Origin of the sequence: Alteromonas sp. 07-89-2, from assembly GCF_013113925.1 — a bacterium.
Lineage (GTDB): Bacteria > Pseudomonadota > Gammaproteobacteria > Enterobacterales > Alteromonadaceae > Alteromonas > Alteromonas macleodii.
On the sequence record NZ_VTYM01000004.1, the window covers coordinates 183541 to 201380 of the forward strand.

The following is a 17840-nucleotide window of genomic DNA, read 5'->3' on the forward strand; positions in this document are numbered from 1 at the left end:
CTCCTTTGTAACAGAATTAAAAGAAGAATGAGATATGCAACAACAGGTCGTAGATAAAGCCGACAGCGTGCGTGCGGGCGAAGAGCTAGACGTGAGCGCCGTGCACAATTGGCTTAAGGAAAATATTAGTGCCTCGAGTCCATCATTGAAGGACACGATACAAAGTAGCGATAACTTGCCTCAAGTCACCCAGTATTCTGGGGGCGCGTCTAATTGGACGTATTGCTTGGACTATCAAGGCAGTAAACAAAACCAGAGCGAACAAACGTCGTTAATTTTGCGTCGGGCACCGGCAGGTACTAAAGCCAAAGGGGCTCACGATATGGGGCGGGAGTTTCGATTACAGCATGCGTTAAAGCCTGTTTACCGCTATGTGCCAGAAATGCTTGGACTTTGTGAAGACGAGAGCGTTATAGGCACAGAGTTTTACGTAATGGAGAAGTTTACCGGCGTGATACCACGTAAGAACTTACCCAAAGGCTTAAACACGTCTGAGCAGCAAACCAAACAACTCTGCACTAATGTACTTGATAGCTTAATCGAGCTTCATAAAGTGGATTATAAGAAAGCGGGGCTTGAGCACTTAGGTAAAGGTGCTGGCTATATAGAACGCCAAATAAGCGGGTGGAGCGAACGCTATAGTAAAGCAAAAACCTGGAATGTCCCCTCGGGTAAAAAAATAATGCGCTGGCTAGAAAACCACATGCCCGCTAATGAACGCATTTGTATTACCCACAATGACTTCCGATTCGACAACGTGGTGTTAAAGCCAGATAACTATACGCAAATTATTGGTGTGTTGGACTGGGAACTGGCGACCTTAGGCGACCCGCTTATGGATTTGGGTAATACCTTGGCGTATTGGGTACAAGCGGATGATGACTTTTTGGCCCAATCAACGCGCCGCCAGCCTACTCACTTACCCGGAATGCTAACTCGAAAGCAGGTGGTTGCGTACTACTGCAAAGAGATGGAAATAGATGTAGATGATTTTACCTTTTACGAGGTATACGGGCTTTTTCGTTTAGCCGGTATTGCCCAGCAAATCTACTATCGCTATCACCACAAGCAAACTAATAATCCAGCATTCAAAAATTTTTGGATCTTCATTCATTACTTAATGTGGCGTTGTAATAAGGCCATTAAAGCATCAGGAAAACGATAATGACAACAAGACGCAATATTCTGATCACAGGCGCGAGTTCAGGTCTAGGTAAGGGCATGGCAATTGAGTTTGCTAAACAGGGATGTAACCTCGCCCTCTGCGCAAGGCGCTTTGAGAACTTAGAAAAACTGAAAGAAGAGCTGCATTCAATTAATCCAAACATTGACGTGTATATTCGCTCGCTGGACGTCAATGATCACGATGCAGTTTTTGAAGTGTTTGACGCGTTCAAAGATGACATGGAAACCCTTGATAGAGTTATTGTTAATGCTGGAATGGGCAAGGGCGCGTCGATTGGTACGGGGTATTTCCACGCTAACAAGCAAACGGCGGTGACTAACTTTGTGTCGGCGCTAGCACAATGTGAAGCGGCAATGGCTATCTTTAGGGCACAAAATAGTGGTCATCTTGTGACGATTTCATCTATAAGCGCGGTGCGCGGGTTTAGGCGCGCCATGACCGTATACGCAGCAACGAAAGCGGGCCTTACATCTATGACTGAAGGCATTCGAATGGATGTAATGAATACGCCAATTAACGTCACCTGTATTCACCCCGGTTTTATTCGCAGCGAGATAAACGAAAAAGTAGAGAAGGTGCCGTTTATTGTTGATACCGATGTGGGCTGTCGCGCGATGGTCAATGCAATCAATAAAGAAAAAGCGAATGCGTTTGTACCGACCTGGCCGTGGGCCATCCTTCACTGGATCATGCGTATTGCACCGGCAAGCTCAATAAGAAAAATGAGCTGATAAGCGGATAGCTGGGGTGTGAACACACCGCAAAGACTTCTTATCTTGTGGCAGAGCTCGCCTAGTGGTGGGCTTTATGCCTTTAAGTCTAAATTTGAAATCAGTAACCCATGCTAATTAGCGTCGATTACAGATACAAAAAAAGCGCCGAAGGGCGCTTTTTTAACTACTAATCGTAAAGATTAACCTAGTGCTTTGATTTGTGCAGCTAGACGGCTCTTATGACGAGCAGCTTTGTTCTTGTGAATCAAGCCTTTAGTAGCCATTCTGTCAAGTACTGGAGTAGCAGCAGTAAGTGCAGCTTGTGCCGCTTCTTTGTCACCGCTTGCAATTGCAGCGATAACTTTCTTGATGCTTGTACGAGTCATTGAACGACGGCTAGCGTTGTGCTGACGACGCTTTTCGGCTTGGATTGCACGCTTCTTAGCAGACTTAATGTTAGCCAAGGTGTAACTCCCAAAATAAATTCATGTCAAAAACGAGGGTGCGGATTGTGCCTACCAAACGCCCAAATGTCAAACGATTTAAAACTTAAATCGTTCCGCGTTAAAACGCGCAAGCTATTGAACACAAAGTATGCTCAACACGTTGCACATTCTTTGCGACATTTCTCTGCGACATTTTTTGAAAGAGATTCGTAATGATATTCTTTCAAGACATTTTAGCGATAGACATGCATAAACGACAGCACCCCATACCGGGCGCGGATTATAACAAGAAAGTTGTTAAAGATGCACAACTATTTTGAAGAAATCGTTTCGCCTGCGATAGCCTTTAGTTATTATGGCTCGCTTGCAACCTAGCGTTGCCGCTTTACGCTTAGCAAACGCCTTTGACTCTCTTTCAAATGGCTGATGCTATTCAGCCATTCTTTACCTTTTATTGGAAGTGTGACGTGTCACGGAAGTTAATAAAATCTGGTCTTATCGTCAGTATAATGACCTTGGTCTCGCGAATATTAGGCCTAGTGCGTGATGTTGTTGTTGCCAAGCTTATGGGCGATGGGGCAGCCGCTGACGTATTTTTCTTTGCTAACAAAATTCCTAATTTTCTTCGTCGTCTATTCGCTGAAGGCGCATTTGCGCAAGCGTTTATTCCGGTATTAACCGAAGTCCACGAGAATGACGATAAAAAGCAACTCAGAGAGTTCGTTGCAAAAGTCAGCGGTACTCTAGGCGCTATTGTTTTTGTAGTTTCTATTATAGGGGTAATAGCATCTCCTGTTTTGGCGGCTTTATTTGGTACAGGCTGGTTTGTGGCGTGGCTCGAAGGGGACGAGGCCGGAGATAAGTTTGTGCTTGCCTCGACCATGTTGAAAATTACTTTTCCTTATTTAGCATTTATCTCTTTGACTGGGTTGGCAGGGGCGATACTCAATACGCTCAATAAGTTTGCGGTTGCTGCCTTTACCCCTGTTTTACTTAACGTATGCATTATTGCATGCGCAATATACTTAGCACCTACGCTGGAGCAACCCGCTTACGCGCTAGCGTGGGGTGTGTTTATCGGCGGTATTGTACAGTTCTTGTTTCAACTACCGTTTTTGTTCAGGGCAGGGCTCTTGGTAAAGCCAAAGTGGGGCTGGCATGACGAAAACGTGGTAAAAGTACGCACCCTGATGATCCCTGCCTTATTCGGTGTGTCAGTAGGGCAAATCAATTTGTTGTTTGATACCTTCATCGCCAGCTTTTTAGTTACCGGTTCTATTAGCTGGTTATACTATTCTGACAGGCTGCTTGAATTTCCCCTGGGGTTGTTTGGTATTGCCATCGCTACGGTCATTTTACCTACGCTTTCCCGGAATCACGTCAGTAATAACCCCAAAGCGTTTGCTGCAAATATCGATTGGGCGTTTCGCATGGTCTGTTTATTGGGTATTCCCGCAGCTGTGGGGCTTGGCGTGATGGCAAGGCCTATTCTGACCGTTATTTTTCAGCGCGGCGCGTTTACTGCAGAAACCGCCATTATGGCGTCTTACTCGCTTACCGCGTACTCGTTTGGCTTGCTCAGCTTTATGCTGGTAAAAATTCTTGCGCCAGGGTTTTATTCCCGCCAAGACACCAAGACGCCAGTGAAATTTGGTATTTGGTGTATGGTCGCAAACATGGTGTTTAACCTTATTTTAGCGATCCCGTTTGGTTATGTAGGGCTTGCTGTCGCTACCAGTATGTCAGCTACGCTTAACGCCGCTTTGCTTTATATAACACTGCATAGACAAGGTGTATTTGCGTTAAGCCGCACATCGGTTTTGTTTATTGCCCGTGTGGTTATTGCAAGTGCTGCCATGGGCGGGCTTATTTATTATCGCGATCAAGGCTTAGCTTTCTTTGAATTGTCTCTTTCCGCCCAAATGTTAGAGGTAGGAATAACCATTTCGCTGTCGGTAATACTGTTTGTGACCACCATGGTGGTTCTGGGCATGCGACCTAGGCATTTCAGAAGCGGCGGCGATTAGTATTCAATAGATGCGAAATAGAGCATGGAGCCAGAATGGCCCGTGTGCTTGGTATTGTGCTCGCGGTCGGCTATAATCGCGAGCTTTGATTTTCTAGCAGTTAAAAGGTAGTGGCTAACAGTGGAATTTATCCGCGGGCTAAACAATGTAAAACCGCACCATAAAGGGTGTGTGCTCACTATTGGCAAGTTCGACGGCGTACACCGTGGTCATCAAGCTGTGTTGGCTAACGTGCTTGAAAAAGCGAAATCGCTATCACTTCCTGCCACCGTAATGGTGTTCGAACCTCAGCCTGAAGAAGTCTTTATGCCTGATAAAGCACCAGCGCGTATAAGTCCTCTTCGCGAAAAGTACGAGTTGCTGCGCCAACAAGGTGTCGACAGGCTGCTTGCTGTGCGATTTAACGCGGAGTTTGCTAAGCAAAGTGCCGATACCTTCGTCCACGATTTACTGGTGGACAAACTGGGTGTTAAATTTCTTGTTGTTGGCGACGATTTCCGTTTTGGCAATGGCCGCAAAGGGGATTTCGAAATGCTTGAGGCGGCAGGTCGCCAATACGGTTTCGAAGTAGTAAGCACCCACAGTTTTACCATGCATGCCCATCGAATAAGCTCTACCGCGGTGCGAGAAGCGTTGGCTGACAGCGACTTTGGTCTGTCTACCGAAATGCTAGGGCGCCCGTTTGCTATTCACGGTAGGGTGGTTCACGGCGAGAAAAAAGGTCGCACCATTGGTTTTCCCACCGCGAATGTCATGCTAAAACGCCAAAAAACGCCAATTCACGGCGTGTTCGCAGTTCGTGTCGATGTAGATGGAAAACACTATAACGGCGTTGCGAACATTGGTACCCGTCCTACTGTTAACGGGGTAAGAAACCAGTTAGAAGTCCATATTTTTGATTTGTCTTCTGACCTTTACGGCAAGCCCATTACGGTGTTTCCGATGGCAAAAATAAGAGATGAAATTAAATTTGATTCTTTTGAGGCGTTGAAAGATCAAATTCAAGCAGATGCAGCACAAGCGCGTCTGTTATTAGCATAGTTAAACGTGATAAAGTCACGAAAAGTTTTTGCGCGTATCAGTTTTATTGAACTCGATTTTTTTAAACGTGGATCCTTGTTCGCGAAACGCGTAAGTAAGTCACTGTGCTAGAACATATAACGTCAGCCTTGCGCTAGTAAGAACGACACACAGTTTTACGTTGAACCTTTTACATTCAGCGTTTTAATTTGAACATCGCAAAATGAATATCGCCTTCACAATGTGTTAGTGCATTGGGTGAAAATTAAGGTAACCGGATAATACAATTTTATGAGTGATTACAAAGCCACACTGAACCTTCCAGAAACTGCGTTTCCTATGCGCGGTAACCTTGCTCAGCGCGAGCCGAAAATGCTTAAAGACTGGCAGGAAAAAGGGGTATACAGCAAAATTCGTGAAGCGAAAAAAGGCAAAAAGCCATTTATTCTTCACGATGGCCCTCCTTATGCAAATGGCGATATTCACATTGGTCACGCGGTTAACAAAATTCTTAAAGACATTATTGTAAAGTCGAAAAACCTTTCTGACTTCGATTCTCCGTACGTTCCTGGATGGGACTGTCACGGTTTGCCGATTGAATTGATGGTAGAAAAGAAAGTTGGTAAGCCAGGTAAGAAAGTTACGGCGGCTGAATTTCGCCAGAAGTGTCGCGAATACGCACAAAAGCAAATTGACGGCCAAATGGCTGACTTTAAACGCTTAGGTGTGTTTGGTGAATGGGATAACCCATACAAAACCATGGACTTCAAATCTGAAGCCGACATCATTCGTGCATTAAGTAAAATTGTAGACTCTGGTCACTTAGAAAAGGGCTTCAAACCTGTTCACTGGTGTACAGATTGTGGTTCGGCACTTGCTGAAGCAGAAGTTGAATACAAAGACAAAGTATCACCTGCTATCGACGTTAAGTTCCCAGTGGCTGATGTGGCTGCTATTGCAGAAGCGTTTGGTGTGTCTGAAGGTGATTTAACCACACACAAAGCAGGTGTAGTTATTTGGACTACCACACCGTGGACACTGCCAGCCAACCGTGCAATCAGCTTACACCCAGAGCTTACCTATGCGATTGTTGAAGTTCAGCCTTCAAATGAATGGCTAGTGGTAGCGCAGGACCTGCTTGAAAGCTGCATGAACCGTTACGGCGTTGAAGATTTCCGTGAAGTGGCAACCTGTACTGGTGCTGCGCTTGATAAGCTTAAAGTTAATCACCCATTCTTAGACCTTGAAGTACCGCTAATCCTAGGCGACCACGTTACGACTGAATCTGGTACAGGTTGTGTACACACAGCGCCAGCTCATGGTGTTGACGACTTTAACGTGGGCAAGCAATACGATATCGAAGTGTACAATCCGGTAGGTAACAATGGCGTGTATCTTGAAAACACACCGCTGTTTGCAGGTCAATTTGTATTTAAAGCCAACGATGAAATTATCGAAGTGGTAAAAGAAAAGGGTAACCTTGTCTTAAACGTAAAATACGAGCACAGCTACCCGCATTGCTGGCGCCACAAAACGCCAATCATTTTCCGCGCTACGCCTCAGTGGTTTGTAAGCATGGATAAAAAAGGCCTTCGCGCTGAATCACTTGAACAAATCAAGCAAACCAAATGGATCCCAGACTGGGGCCAAAACCGCATTGAGAAAATGGTTGAAGGTCGTCCAGATTGGTGTATCTCTCGTCAACGTACGTGGGGCGTGCCTATTCCCTTGTATGTGCACAAACTTACCGGTGAAATACATCCAGAGTCTGCGGCGTTAATGGAAAAAGTGGCACTGGAAGTTGAAGCTAAAGGTATTCAAGCGTGGTGGGATCTCGATGATGCAGCCCTGCTTGGTAGCGAATTAGACAACTATGAAAAAGTGACCGATACCCTAGACGTTTGGTTTGACTCAGGCGTAACGCACTACTTTGTTGTAGACCGTCGCGACGACATTCCTGCATCTGCCGATTTGTATCTTGAAGGTTCAGACCAACACCGCGGTTGGTTTATGTCTTCGCTTATGTCATCAACTGCCATGCACGGCCACGCGCCTTACAAAGAAGTGCTAACCCACGGCTTTACGGTAGATGCCCACGGCAGAAAAATGTCGAAGTCGGTAGGTAACGTTGTAGCACCTCAGGAAGTGACTAACAAACTAGGCGCAGACATCCTTCGCCTATGGGTAGCATCTACCGATTATCGCGGTGAAATTGCGGTATCGGATGAAATTTTAAAGCGTGCTGCCGATGGCTATCGTCGCGTGCGTAACACCGCACGTTTCTTGCTAGCGAACCTGAACGGTTTCTCGGTTGAAGATGCGGTTGCAGAAGAAGATATGGTCGCCCTTGACCGCTGGATTGTTGCTCGTGCTAAGGCTCTTCAAGAAGAGCTTATCGAAGCGTATGACAACTACGACCTGTTAGTAGTGTCGCAGAAGCTTACGCACTTCTGCTCAATTGAGCTGGGCTCATTCTATTTAGACGTGATTAAAGACCGCCAGTACACAGCTAAAGCAGATGGGCTAGCCCGTCGTTCATGCCAAACGGCCATGTATCATATCATTGAAGCATTGGTTCGCTGGATGGCGCCGATTACCAGCTTTACTGCTCAAGAAATCTGGGAAACGTTACCAGGTGAGCGCAGCGAGTTTGTATTCACTGAAACCTGGTACGAAGGGTTTAATAACTTCACGCAAAGCGATACGTTTAACGATGCCCTTTGGCATCAAGTGTTAAGCGTTAAAGACGCGGCCAACCAAGCAATGGAGCAGGCGCGTAAAGATGGCGAGCTAGGTGGCTCACTAGAAGCAAGCATTTCGCTTTATGCTACCGAGTCGTTGTACAACGTACTTGCAAAGCTTGAAGATGAGCTACGCTTCGTACTTATTACATCAGGCGTTACGCTAACGAAAGTTGACAGTGCACCGTCTGATGCGAAAGCCACAGACGTTGAAGGTTTATGGTTGAGCGTTGATAAAGCAAGCGGTGAAAAGTGTGTTCGCTGCTGGCATCACCGTGAAGATGTAGGCTCACATGAAGGTCACGAAGAGCTTTGTGGTCGCTGTGTGACAAACATTGACGGTGATGGAGAAGAACGCCACTATGCTTAAGCTTTTTCGCGAAACAGGCTTGCGTTTTTTGTGGATAAGCGCAATTGCGTTTATCCTCGACCAATGGAGTAAGTACACGGTTATCGACAGTATGTCGTTGTATCAGTCGATACAGGTATTGCCGTTTTTTAACTTTACTTACGTACATAATTACGGCGCCGCATTTAGTTTTTTAGAAAATGCAGGTGGTTGGCAGCGCTGGTTCTTCACTGCCATTGCTGTCGTGGTAAGTGTAGTGATTTTGTGGTGGCTGAAGCAGTCCCCCCGTTCGCAAAAAATGCTGCCGGTTGCGTTTGCCTTTATTCTAGGTGGTGCACTAGGTAACGTTTACGACCGTTTAGTCCATGGTTATGTCATCGACTTCTTAGATTTTTACGTAAACAATTACCACTGGCCAGCGTTTAACATTGCTGACAGCGCAATATTTATAGGCGCTGCCTTACTTATTATCGACATGTTTAAAAATGGCGATAAAAAAAGTGAAGGGAACGGTGCAGACGCGCGAGCCAGTGCCGCGGACAATAGCGAAACCATTAAGTAGTATTCGGAAAGGTTATGACAGACTCATTGATAATTGGTGCTGACAACGAAGTTATTCTTCACTTTGATTTAAAGCTAGAAGATGGCTCTGCCGCTGACAGTACTCGTGTAAACAACAAACCTGCCAAAATGGTGATGGGTGACGGTAGCCTTACGCCGAATTTTGAAGCGTGTTTACTTGGGCTTAAAAAAGGTGACAAAAAGTCATTTAAATTAGGCCCTGAAGATGCATTCGGCCAGTCTGATCCGAATAATATTCACTATATGGATAGAAGCCGCTTTGGTGCAGATTTGCAAGTTGAGGAAGGCATGATTTTAGCGTTTGCTCAGCCTGACGGTTCAGAGATTCCGGGGATTATTCGAAGTGCTGCTGGAGACTCTGTTACGGTAGACTTCAATCACCCGCTAGCAGGGCAAACGGTTATCTTTGACGTTGAAATTATTGATGTTAAACCTGGCGTGTCAGCACAAGGTGGAAACTAGTTATGCAAATTCATTTAGCTAACCCTCGTGGCTTCTGCGCGGGCGTTGATAGAGCTATCACCATCGTTGAACGCGCGCTTGAAATGTTCGAGCCGCCCATTTATGTACGCCACGAAGTGGTACACAATAAATTTGTGGTAGATGGGCTACGTGAGCGTGGTGCGCTATTTGTTGATGAGCTTCACGAAGTACCAGACGACAGCATAGTAATATTTTCTGCCCATGGCGTATCGCAAGCGGTAAGAAAAGAAGCGGAAAATCGCGGTTTAAAGGTCTTTGATGCCACGTGCCCCTTAGTGACGAAAGTACATATGGAAGTTACCCGCGCTAGCAAAACGGGCACTGAATGTATCTTGATTGGTCATGCTGGTCACCCTGAAGTAGAGGGCACCATGGGGCAGTACAGCAATGAAGATGGCGGTATTTATTTAGTTGAATCTGAAGCTGATGTGGCAACGCTTGAAGTTAAAGATCCGACCAACCTTTATTATTGCAGCCAAACTACGCTGTCTGTTGATGATACCGCCGATGTTATTGATGCACTTCGCGCTAAGTTCCCCAAAATCAATGGTCCGAGAAAAGACGACATTTGCTATGCCACGCAGAATCGCCAAGACGCGGTGCGCGACCTAGCCCAAGATTGTCAGGTATTACTGGTTGTTGGTGCACAGAATAGCTCAAACTCGAATCGTCTTCGCGAGTTGGCTGAAAAAATTGGCGCAAAAGCGTATTTGATTGCTGACGCTAATTGCATTCAAGAGGAATGGCTAGAAGGTGTAGAGCATATAGGCGTTACTGCAGGCGCGTCTGCACCGGAAGTGTTAGTGCAAGGTGTGGTAAACAAGCTCAAAGCGTGGGGTGCTGTTTCAGCTTCTGAGCGTGCTGGACGCGAAGAGAATGTGGAATTTGCTGTACCTAAAGAGCTGCGTGTTAAACAGGTCGTTTAATTTATCCGCACTATCAAAATAAAAAAACACCGCACTTAGTTGCGGTGTTTTTTTATGCTTTTGTCTACTGGAAATTCAACAAGTTGCGAATGGATAATAATACCTTTAGAACAGGGTATTTTAACATGAACAGGCTACACGGTTCGGCTTTAAGGTAACACCTTTTATGCCGTAAACGTACATTGTAAAGCGGTGTTATAGCACGCTTACCATTTAGAGCCTGTTACTTTAAAGATAAAATGGTTGAACAGTCTGCCTTGTACTTGCTTGCTAGAACAGGTCACAGAAAATTATACGTTTTAATAACCATTGATACCCAGTGTTATACGCTTTTGTCTTACTATACTACATTGGTGATAACACCAATTTGAATGTTAGGTATATGGCAAAAAAAGATGATTGCTGAAAAGGTGATAATGAAGCGAGTGAAGGGAAGTCATATTCGCGCACAACGCGGTGCAGGTCTTATAGAGATCTTAATCACCTTATTTATATTAGCTGTGGGCTTACTGGGTGTTGCTGCGCTCCAGTTTACGGGCTCTTTTGCCAATAAAGACGCAATAAGCCGAACTCAGGCCGAAATGGTGGCAGCACAAGTTGCAGAACGATTGAGAGCCGCCGCTCGCCCAGCAACAGTGGGAGACGGCATGGTAGTCAACAATGCGTACTTCTCTAGCGATACCTATAATTTTGCCACGTTAAGTTGTTCTGGCTCGTCTCATCCTTATCACTGTTACTGTCTGGCAAGGCCGGCAGGGATCCCAAATTGCGAAGGCCAGGCCTGTACTGAAGCACAGATGGCTGAGTACGATGGTTGGGCGCTATCGTGCTCAGCAGTACAAACCAATCCTCAAACTAAAGTGTCGGTATCGTGTGACGACAACAATACGGCAGATATTTACAGCTGTAGTGCAGGTTCTCGTGTAGAAGTGTTGTTGACGTGGCCTGTCGCTTCTTCGGGAAATCAGACCTATACCCTTAATGCGCGATGTAACGAATCTGAAGGTGACAGTAACGCATGTGTGTTTAAGGATATTACATTATGAATGCACGTCGCCACCGCCCACAGCAGGGTTTCTCCCTTGTCGAGTTAATGATTACGTTGACGCTGGGGTTAGTGATATCAGGCGCGATTATTCAAGTGCTCGTCAGTAGTAGCGTGACGAATAAGCTCAATCAAGCCGTGGCTCAAGTACAAGAGTCAGGCCGCTTTATCATGGCTCGCCTCTCTGCAGAATTCTATGAAGTCGGCCGTTATGATCAGATAGTCGCGGATGTGGATACATCCGTTGATATCGTTGCCGAAGCGGCCTATGTGGAAAATCACCCCATCGCTGTAGCAGGGGATTTCGCTACTAACGCGACACTAGGCAGTATACAAACCTCTAGTGGCGGCAGTGATAAGCTGGTTGTGAGCCTACTAAGTGACGAAGATTGTACTGGAAACCAGCACGGCTATGGCGGTCTCGAGTTTCACGTTGTTAATCACTACTTTGTAAGCGGCAGTACACTTAAGTGCACAGGATATGATGGTCGGGTACTTCGTGGCCTAAAGGTGCAGACAGTATCGCCCCTTACCGTAACATTGCTCGATAACGTCGAAAGTTTCCAAGTGCAGTTCGGCGTTTCAAGCAGCATTACCAATTCTCAAGGGCAAGCTGTTTCGTATGTAACCGCAGATGAAATTGAAGATTTAAGAGCGCTTAATCAACAAGTTGTGTCACTGCGCTGGGCGCTAATGCTTAAAAGCTATCAAAATGAAGTGAGACAAACACAGTCTCAGAAATATGCGCTGTTAAACGAAGCATCTAAAACGATGGACACGGCCCATTATTATCAAGTGTTCTCAAAAACGTTGGCACTTCGAAATATGAAAAATTTTGTCAGGAGTTCGCGATGAAACAACAAGGCTTAGTGATGGTATTCGCACTTCTTGTGTTGCTTTCAATCACTGTTTTAGGGGTAAGCGCGGTAACCAGTAGCTTGTCTCAGTCTAAAATGGCAGTGTCTATGCAGCAAAGTGGTTTGGCTTTTGATGCTGCTGAAGCAGCGATCGCGGGCGTTTTCTTTGAATCTGAAGATGAAACCCTACTTACCGACCCGAATAAGACAGATCCGCTCTCGGAAGCTCGGCAGGGTAACGTGTTTGACCCTGAAGCAGATTCAATGAGCTGTTTCGATGACGGGGAGTGGACTGACAGATATATGACTGAAGGCGGCCTTGCTGTTGGTGACAGACATGTGGTGGATGGCACGTATCAAAGTGAGGCCTCGTCAAAGAGTTGGTCGCGCACTGCGTTTATCAGAGAGCAGGCTTGTCGAGGCTCGAGTAACGTGATTGGTGGAAGTAACGTCAATTGCCATGTATTCATTATCAGAGGATGTGGGAACGTGGCGGGTAAATCTTCTGTTGTGGCGAACAGCTTGGCTGCCTCTGTATTTGGCCCTGCGTCTCAATAGGTATTAATATGAAGAAACTCTCGACTTACCTTGCCTCTATTACACTATTTAGCTGTATCGGTTTCTCTGCGTTTGGTGACGACCTTGATATTTACCTAGGCAACGCAAATAACGCCGTAACCTATAACCCGAATGTGCTGTTTATCATGGACTCATCGGGAAGTATGGGATCTTACGATAACACCAGCCAAACTCGAATGTTGCGCGTACAGAATGCACTAAAAGAAGCGCTCGGTTCGGCGACCAATATTAACGCAGGTTTGATGCGTTTTTCGGATTACGGTGGCCCAATCCTCTATCCGGTTCGCAATATAGATGAAGCGGTAAGACCTGAAATTATCATTTCAACCAACGACGACGATCACGACGCACATGAAATAGACGGTAGCGTTACCACTGACAGCAATGACCTTGTATTAAGCAGCGGTACCCAAACCGTAACCTCTGGTCTGCGTTTTACCGAGTTAAACATACCTCAAGGCGCGACAATCGTTAATGCCAGTATTAGGTTTACTTCAGAAAAATTCAATGTGGCGGGTACATCCCTTGTCATATCAGCTGAAGCATCGGCATCAAGTACAGCCTTTGCTTCGTCTTCGAACAATTTGAGTGCGCGAACGAAGACCGCGGCTAACGTTGAGTGGGCCACCGATAATAGCTTTCCCGCCTCAGGCGAGGTGATAACCACACCTGATATAAGTGCAGTCATTCAAGAAGTCGTCGATTTATCGGCATGGTGTGGCGGCAAGAACCTTAATATTTTAATAGAAGGCTCTAGCACCGATTCAGCAAGCTCTCGTGAGGTAAGAGCCAGTGACGTAGGCCAAAGTGGTGCGCCACAGTTGGTGGTAACTTATGATGACTCTACCGCTACGGGCTGTGTTCAAGGCGAAGCAATTTATCAAGTAGCCAGTTCACGAGATAACTTGGAAGAGAACGTAAACGGCTACCCGAATACCGGCAGTGAACTGACCTTCCACCCATCTTACAATGATTACATTGGCGTTCGATTTCGCAATGTGAACATTCCTCAAGGGGCGGCAGTAACAGAAGCGTATCTTGAGTTTACTGCTTACAGTACGGTGACCTATGGTAACCCGAGCATGCGCATTAGGGGCGTAGCTGATAATGATGCGTCTGATTTTCATCCAGACCGTCGTAACCGCTTACGAAATTTGCCTAAAACATCGGGTATTACTTGGTCCATGCCTGATTTTTACAACAATTATACCTACCGTACGCCTGACGTGAGCAACATTGTTAAGCAAATTGTTGATCGTTCAGGGTGGCAGTCAGGTAACGATATGGCATTTGTTCTTGATGATTTTGTGTCGTACCGCGGTGCGCATACGTATAACAACTCGCCATCTAAAGCACCGAAGCTTATTGTGAAGTTTAACGGCTCGGCGACACCCGGCGCTTCAGCAACGGTCCGTGAACATTTGATCAGCAAAATAGATGAGCTAAGCGCCAACGGTCTAACCCCTATAGTAGACACGTTGTTGGAAGCGGCTAACTATTATGGCGGTAGAGACGTAGACTATGGGCGAAAACGTGGGGAAAGTGACGTTAGCAGCTCTGTGCGAAGAAGTACTCGTGTGAGCCACAGAAGCTCTTACATAGGTGCAGATTCAATTTTGCCTTCGGGCTGCTCGGAAGACAACTTGTCAGACGGCGACTGTATCACTGAGCAGATCCCAACACCGGCAAGTTACATTTCACCGGTGTCTGACCTACAGTGCCAAACGAACAACCACATTGTTTTATTGTCCGACGGTGAAGCGAACAACAATCACAGTGTTTCGAAAATTCAGACGTTACTTGGTAAAAGCTGTACCGGAAGTAGCGGTGAGAAGTGCGGCCTAGATTTAGTGAGAAATATCAGTGAAGCGTCAACGTCAGTAATAGGCCCAAGGGTTATTACACACACCATCGGGTTTGCGGCGAACAATAACGCCAACAACTTCCTTAATCAGCTTGCTTTGCAAAGTGGTGGTGGTTTCTATCAGGCAGATAACAGTACGGATTTGCTCGAGGCGTTTAATACTATTTTGCGTTCTGTAAAAGATATTAATGCAACCTTTGTGTCGCCTGGTGTGGCGGTTAACCAGCTAAACCGTCTAACCCATAGAGATGAATTATACTTCGCATTATTTAAGCCGAGCGAGGGGGCGATTTGGCCAGGTAACCTTAAACGTTATCGCTTAAGTGGTGATGAAATTCTCGACAAAAACAGCCTAAATGCGGTGGATAGCGTTACGGGATTCTTCGCTGAAAATGCACACAGTTATTGGTCAACCCTTGCTGACGGTAGCGAGGTAAGTGAAGGTGGTGCAGCCAGTCGCTTGGGCGGGAACCGAAATATATACGTGTTCAATGATACGGGTAGCATTGTAAGAAGTGCCAATGAATTACACGAAAACAACACGAATATAACGAATGCTGATCTTGCCATTCAGGATGAAACTGATGCGAATGCACTAAGAGATGCCATCTTAAAGTGGACTCGAGGCGTGGACGTAAAAGACAGTAACGGCGATGGAAATACAACTGACTATCGCTCTCAAATGGGCGATCCAATTCACTCTCAGCCTATAATTGTTAACTACGGAACTGACGACTCGGCCATTTTTGTCGCCACCAACCAAGGAATGTTGCATTCATTCGACACTTCAACAGGCGAAGAGAACTTTGCCATCATGCCTAAAACATTGCTGCAGAATCTACATCATTTCTATAAAGATACATCATCGCTAGAGCACAAATATGGCTTAGATGGTGACATGATTCTAAGAACAGTTGGAGACAACAAGTACCTTTATGTTGGTATGCGCAGGGGGGGGCGTAATTATTATGTCTTTGATGTGACGCAAAAGACCTCACCCACGCTGAAATTCAAAATTGAAGGCGGGGCGGGGACGCTGGCAAAGTTGGGCCAGACGTGGTCGAGACCAACAATCACTAAAGTGAACATAGGCGGACAAGTTAAAAATGTCATGATTGTTGGCGGTGGCTACGATGACGCACAAGATGATCGTGCTATTCGAGCAAATGATGTCGTTGGCAATGCTGTGTTTATGTTCGACGCTGATACTGGCAGCCTATTGTGGCATGCAAGTAATGAAGATGCGGATTTAAACTTAACGAATATGACATACAGCGTTCCAGGGCGAATTTCAGTTATTGATAGGGATAACGATGGGTTTGCGGACCATATGTATGTGGCCGATATGGGCGGCCAGTTATTCAGGTTAGACATCTATAATGGAAATTCAGGTACGAATTTTATAAAAGGCGCGCGCATTGCCGACTTCGGTGGCGACACAGCAGAAACCAACCGACATTTCTACTATGGGCCAGACGTAACAGAGATAGCGCTAGGCGATGAGTTGTATTATGGCATAGCCCTTGGCAGTGGATGGCGTGCATCTCCGCTAGATACCGTAGTTGAAGACAACTTTTATATGCTTAAAGACAGCGGCGTATTTAACCGTGATGTAAATGGGAATTACACATTTATGCAAACGGTTTATGAGAGTGGAATGTACAACGCCACGAGTCATGCCTTAAATAGTAGTGACGAGGGGGAGCGCGAGTTGGCTTCACAGGACTTTGCTAACAAGGCTGGGTGGTATTTGAATTTAACCACTAACGGTGAAAAGGTACTGTCTTCTCCGCTAATTATCGATTACAAGGTGTTCTTTACGACCTATGTTCCGGCGGCGAGTAGTACCAGTGCATGTGCTCCGCCCACGGGTAATAGTCGCGCTTATTTAGTCAGTATGTTTAATGGCAACGCCGTCACAGATGTAAATAATGACGGAGAAGTTAACGACGCTGACCGCTCAGCAGAATTAAAACAAACTGGCATCGCACCAGAGACCAAAATTCTTATAGAAGATATTGTGAGCCCAGTGGTTTGCTTGGGTACTGAATGTGTCTCAGCAGTGATTGACGTTGATGAAGATGGCAACGACGAGGCATGTACTAACGCATTTGAGTGCTTAGCTGAAAATATTTACGGAAGGTTCGAGCGAATTCAGCGTGGTAGTTGGCACTCAGAAACAGAGAGGGAATAATTGTGAAGCATAAAAAAACAGAGAGCGGATTTTCATTAATTGAGCTTATGATAGTTGTGGCGATAGTGGGCATTATTGCCGCCATTGCATACCCTTCTTACCAAGGTGTTATTGCCGATGGATACCGCGGCACAGGGCAGGCTGACTTGTTGGGGTTCGCATCTGCAATGGAACGTCATCACAGTGGTTCTTTCAGTTATGAAGGTGCGGCAAGTGGTGGCGCAAACACCGGCGCGCCAGCCGTTTTTTCTACTTATTCTCCGTCTTCTGAGCCCCAAGCAAATCGCCGTTATAATTTAACTATACAAGCGGCCAGCGCAACAGCTTATGAGTTGAGGGCAACGCCAGTCAGCGGTACAGGTCAAGCATCAGATGGCACGTTGTTTTACTTCAGTGATGGGAGAAAGGGTTGGGATAAAAATAACAATGGATCCCTTGAGTCCGATGAATATTGCTGGTCATGTTAATTATTAATACTGGTAGATATTCGTAAACCGATTAATGCCACAGGTCGTTTTGACGCCTTAAAAAAACGTAGCGTTGATGTGCTATTGGGCTGAAATTACCAGTAATGACGGTTCACCAAATATTGCAATGTCATCCCAACGTTGGTCAACCGGGTCGTTAACCAGGGCGAGTCGAACCGAATTCAATGAGCCATTGTGCTCAGCGTTTTCATCCAAAGTCACTTGAAAGAGAAGCCTAGAATCAATGTGAGTGGCAATTAGATAGGTGGTAGTGCTTGTTAAAATAAGCAGTGCCAGCAACACTTCAATTAAAATACTTCCTGTATTTTTTAATTTAGGCATCTTTGAGAATCCTCTATTT

At 45.9% G+C, this 17840-nt stretch carries 15 protein-coding genes; 13 read left to right on the forward strand and 2 right to left on the reverse strand.

Going from position 1 to position 17840, the window contains the following annotated elements; all coding sequences use genetic code 11:
- Positions 1-34: 34 nt before the first annotated feature.
- Positions 35-1165, forward strand: a complete 1131-nt coding sequence (locus F0261_RS04690; RefSeq protein WP_171337338.1) for a phosphotransferase family protein — start codon at positions 35-37, stop codon at positions 1163-1165.
- Complete coding sequence (locus F0261_RS04695; protein WP_171337339.1) at positions 1165-1917, forward strand: SDR family oxidoreductase; 753 nt, start codon at positions 1165-1167, stop codon at positions 1915-1917. The genes F0261_RS04690 and F0261_RS04695 overlap by 1 nt, the downstream gene beginning before the upstream one ends.
- A 182-nt stretch (positions 1918-2099) precedes the next feature.
- Here the strand turns inward: F0261_RS04695 and rpsT are convergent, their stop codons facing one another.
- The gene (rpsT, locus tag F0261_RS04700; RefSeq protein WP_014950134.1) at positions 2100-2363 is read right to left on the reverse strand and encodes a 30S ribosomal protein S20; all 264 of its coding nucleotides are present in this window, start codon (positions 2361-2363) and stop codon (positions 2100-2102) included.
- 449 nt (positions 2364-2812) lie between these two features.
- On the opposite strand from rpsT, the gene murJ reads away from it, so the two are divergent.
- The 11 genes from murJ (at position 2813) to F0261_RS04755 (ending at position 17479) form a co-directional block, all read left to right on the forward strand.
- A complete protein-coding gene (gene murJ, locus F0261_RS04705; protein WP_014979802.1) occupies positions 2813-4372 on the forward strand; it encodes a murein biosynthesis integral membrane protein MurJ in 1560 nt (519 codons plus the stop codon).
- Between the two features lie 120 nt (positions 4373-4492).
- A complete protein-coding gene (ribF, locus tag F0261_RS04710; RefSeq protein WP_014950132.1) occupies positions 4493-5413 on the forward strand; it encodes a bifunctional riboflavin kinase/FAD synthetase in 921 nt (306 codons plus the stop codon).
- A 270-nt stretch (positions 5414-5683) separates the two neighbouring features.
- Complete coding sequence (ileS, locus tag F0261_RS04715; RefSeq protein WP_171337340.1) at positions 5684-8503, forward strand: isoleucine--tRNA ligase; 2820 nt, start codon at positions 5684-5686, stop codon at positions 8501-8503.
- Complete coding sequence (lspA, locus tag F0261_RS04720; protein WP_014977012.1) at positions 8496-9044, forward strand: signal peptidase II; 549 nt, start codon at positions 8496-8498, stop codon at positions 9042-9044. The genes ileS and lspA overlap by 8 nt, the downstream gene beginning before the upstream one ends.
- Before the next feature lie 14 nt (positions 9045-9058).
- On the forward strand, positions 9059-9526 hold the full coding sequence (gene fkpB / locus F0261_RS04725) for an FKBP-type peptidyl-prolyl cis-trans isomerase (protein WP_014950129.1): 468 nt from the start codon (positions 9059-9061) through the stop codon (positions 9524-9526).
- Positions 9527-9528: 2 nt separating this feature from the next.
- Complete coding sequence (ispH, locus tag F0261_RS04730; RefSeq protein WP_014977011.1) at positions 9529-10473, forward strand: 4-hydroxy-3-methylbut-2-enyl diphosphate reductase; 945 nt, start codon at positions 9529-9531, stop codon at positions 10471-10473.
- A gap of 395 nt (positions 10474-10868) precedes the next feature.
- A complete protein-coding gene (locus tag F0261_RS04735; protein WP_080590400.1) occupies positions 10869-11519 on the forward strand; it encodes a pilus assembly protein PilV in 651 nt (216 codons plus the stop codon).
- Entirely contained in the window at positions 11516-12373 is an 858-nt protein-coding gene (locus tag F0261_RS04740) for a PilW family protein (RefSeq protein ID WP_014950126.1), read from the forward strand. The genes F0261_RS04735 and F0261_RS04740 overlap by 4 nt, the downstream gene beginning before the upstream one ends.
- Entirely contained in the window at positions 12370-12933 is a 564-nt protein-coding gene (locus F0261_RS04745; RefSeq protein ID WP_168463240.1) for a PilX N-terminal domain-containing pilus assembly protein, read from the forward strand. Before F0261_RS04740 ends, F0261_RS04745 begins: the two co-directional genes overlap by 4 nt.
- A gap of 8 nt (positions 12934-12941) precedes the next feature.
- On the forward strand, positions 12942-17012 hold the full coding sequence (locus F0261_RS04750) for a PilC/PilY family type IV pilus protein (RefSeq protein WP_171337341.1): 4071 nt from the start codon (positions 12942-12944) through the stop codon (positions 17010-17012).
- 2 nt (positions 17013-17014) lie between these two features.
- Positions 17015-17479, forward strand: coding sequence for a type IV pilin protein (locus F0261_RS04755; RefSeq protein WP_014950123.1), 465 nt, complete (start codon positions 17015-17017; stop codon positions 17477-17479).
- Between the two features lie 81 nt (positions 17480-17560).
- Here F0261_RS04755 and F0261_RS04760 read toward each other — a convergent pair whose 3' ends face one another.
- Complete coding sequence (locus tag F0261_RS04760; protein ID WP_171337342.1) at positions 17561-17821, reverse strand: hypothetical protein; 261 nt, start codon at positions 17819-17821, stop codon at positions 17561-17563.
- Positions 17822-17840 lie beyond the last annotated feature (19 nt).

What these genes read in the sequence shown, in the direction of transcription:
- lspA (WP_014977012.1), top strand. Translation starts at nt 8,496, where the DNA reads ATGCTTAAGCTTTTTCGCGAAACAGGCTTGCGTTTTTTGTGGATAAGC.
- F0261_RS04690 (WP_171337338.1), top strand. Translation starts at nt 35, where the DNA reads ATGCAACAACAGGTCGTAGATAAAGCCGACAGCGTGCGTGCGGGCGAA.
- ileS (WP_171337340.1), top strand. Translation starts at nt 5,684, where the DNA reads ATGAGTGATTACAAAGCCACACTGAACCTTCCAGAAACTGCGTTTCCT.
- F0261_RS04745 (WP_168463240.1), top strand. Translation starts at nt 12,370, where the DNA reads ATGAAACAACAAGGCTTAGTGATGGTATTCGCACTTCTTGTGTTGCTT.
- F0261_RS04750 (WP_171337341.1), top strand. Translation starts at nt 12,942, where the DNA reads ATGAAGAAACTCTCGACTTACCTTGCCTCTATTACACTATTTAGCTGT.
- F0261_RS04695 (WP_171337339.1), top strand. Translation starts at nt 1,165, where the DNA reads ATGACAACAAGACGCAATATTCTGATCACAGGCGCGAGTTCAGGTCTA.
- F0261_RS04740 (WP_014950126.1), top strand. Translation starts at nt 11,516, where the DNA reads ATGAATGCACGTCGCCACCGCCCACAGCAGGGTTTCTCCCTTGTCGAG.
- F0261_RS04760 (WP_171337342.1), bottom strand. Translation starts at nt 17,821, where the DNA reads ATGCCTAAATTAAAAAATACAGGAAGTATTTTAATTGAAGTGTTGCTG.
- F0261_RS04735 (WP_080590400.1), top strand. Translation starts at nt 10,869, where the DNA reads ATGATTGCTGAAAAGGTGATAATGAAGCGAGTGAAGGGAAGTCATATT.
- fkpB (WP_014950129.1), top strand. Translation starts at nt 9,059, where the DNA reads ATGACAGACTCATTGATAATTGGTGCTGACAACGAAGTTATTCTTCAC.
- ispH (WP_014977011.1), top strand. Translation starts at nt 9,529, where the DNA reads ATGCAAATTCATTTAGCTAACCCTCGTGGCTTCTGCGCGGGCGTTGAT.